The following is a 1,904-nucleotide window of genomic DNA, read 5'->3' as shown; positions in this document are numbered from 1 at the left end:
GGTCTCGCCTGGACTTCGGTCGGCGGCGAAATCCTGACCATCGAAGGCGTGATGACGCCCGGCAAGGGCCGCATGTCGGTCACCGGCAACACCAAGGAAGTGATGAAGGAATCGCTGACTGCCGCGACGGCCTATGTGAAGTCCCGTGCGATCGACTACGGCATCAAGCCGCCGATGTTCGACACGCGCGACATCCACGTCCACCTTCCCGAAGGCGCAACGCCCAAGGATGGTCCGTCGGCCGGTATCGGTCTTGCGACTGCCATCGTCTCGGTGATGACCGGCATTCCGGTTCGCAATGATGTCGCCATGACCGGCGAGATCACGCTGCGGGGCAGGGTGCTTCCCATCGGCGGCCTCAAGGAAAAGCTCCTTGCAGCCCTCCGCGGCGGCATCAAGACGGTGCTTATTCCGGAAGAGAATGTTCGCGATCTCCAGGAGATCCCGGACATCGTCAAGGAAGGCATGGAGATCGTTCCGGTCTCCCGCATGGACCAGGTCATCGAACGCGCTCTGGTGCGCAAGCCGGAAGCCATCGAATGGAATTTCGATGAAGCTCCGGCAGTCGCCAAGACCGACGCATCAGATGATTCTTCGGCCAGCGTGACGCACTAAGCGATCCACTGAAAATGAAAACGGCGGCCTCTAGGCCGCCGTTTTTCTTTGTCTCGTCAAACTCATCAAGCCTGTTCCGTGCAGTTCCGTCGACTGCCTGACTGCACCATCCCCCCCTCCACCGTCATTGCCGGGCTTGTCCCGGCAATCCATCTCACCTCCGCATGGACCACCGGGACGAGCCCGGTGGTGACAACCGAAATTAGGTCCCGCTCGTCGACGGGGCTACTGCGGTACCTTCGCCGCCGCGCTCAGCCGTATCCCCTCGACCATATATTTCAGCCCGCGCTCGAACGCCTGCTCGGTATTGATCGAGCCTTCCTTCTCCAGTGACCGGAACGCCTCGGCCAGAATCGGGAACGGCGTCAGCTCGGCATCAAGGTCGCCGTCCTGGCCAACCTCTTCCTCCCTCCGCTCACGCTCGCCCTGTTCCTCGAGCACATAGCCGACTACGTAGCGCGCCACCGAAATCGAAGCGTGCAGCGCTTCCTCGGCCGTAAAGCCTGCGTCCACATAAAGCTTCAGCTGCTTTTCTGCGTCGGCGAAATCCGTGGTCGAAGGCCGCGTTCCCGCAGCGATCCGCGCCCCATCCCGCACCGCCAGCAGCGTCTTCCGCATGCTGCGCGCCGTCGCATAGGTGAAATCCACCCAGTCCTCGCCGGGCGAGGGCAGGCGATGGCTGTGATAGCGCGCCAGCATCTCGCTATTGATGGCGTCGAGCAGCGCCGACTTGTTCTTGAAATGCCAGTAGAGCGCCGGCTGCTGCACGCCCAGCCGCTCCGCCAGCTTCCGCGTCGTCAGCTTGTCAATGCCCACCTCGTTCAGCAGGGCCATGGCCTCATCGACAATACGGCCACGATCAATCGCCATGCACACAATCCTCTTGACTTATCACTGATAAAGGAGCTTATCGGCGATAAATGAACTTATCACCGATAAAGTACCTCTGGAGGTCCTTATGAACAAGGCCCTGATCGTCATTCTCGCGACCGTCGCCATAGATGCGATTGGCGCGGGCCTGATTTTCCCCATCCTGCCCGAATTGCTGACCCAGCTCACCGAAGGCGGCGACATCGGTTTCCTGTACGGAGCCATGCTCGCGGTCTACGCCATCATGCAATTCATCTTCTCGCCCGTGCTCGGCGCCCTCAGCGATCGCTTCGGCCGCCGCCCGGTGCTGCTGCTCTCGCTCGCCGGCACCTTGCTCGACTATCTCGTCATGGCACTAACCCCGCTTGGCTGGGTCCTGGTCGTTGGCCGCGCCATGGCCGGCATCACCAGCGCCAACA

General features: G+C 61.5%; 3 protein-coding genes. 2 read left to right on the top strand and 1 reads right to left on the bottom strand.

Translation table 11 applies throughout. The features are described 5' to 3' along the window. The coding region (locus tag J0I64_RS20800; RefSeq protein ID WP_291411887.1) for a S16 family serine protease at positions 1–615 on the top strand (615 nt) is incomplete at its 5' end. A gap of 225 nt (positions 616–840) precedes the next feature. On the opposite strand, the gene J0I64_RS20795 is transcribed toward J0I64_RS20800, so the two are convergent. Then, positions 841–1,485, bottom strand: a complete 645-nt coding sequence (locus J0I64_RS20795; RefSeq protein ID WP_291411885.1) for a TetR/AcrR family transcriptional regulator C-terminal domain-containing protein — start codon at positions 1,483–1,485, stop codon at positions 841–843. A gap of 88 nt (positions 1,486–1,573) precedes the next feature. Here J0I64_RS20795 and J0I64_RS20790 point away from each other — a divergent pair. Next, on the top strand, positions 1,574–1,904 hold a 331-nt coding region (locus J0I64_RS20790; RefSeq protein ID WP_291411883.1), incomplete at its 3' end, for an MFS transporter.

Origin of the sequence: Devosia sp. (assembly GCF_017307565.1) — a bacterium.
Lineage (GTDB): Bacteria > Pseudomonadota > Alphaproteobacteria > Rhizobiales > Devosiaceae > Devosia.
This window is presented reverse-complemented; position numbering and strand designations above follow the sequence as displayed.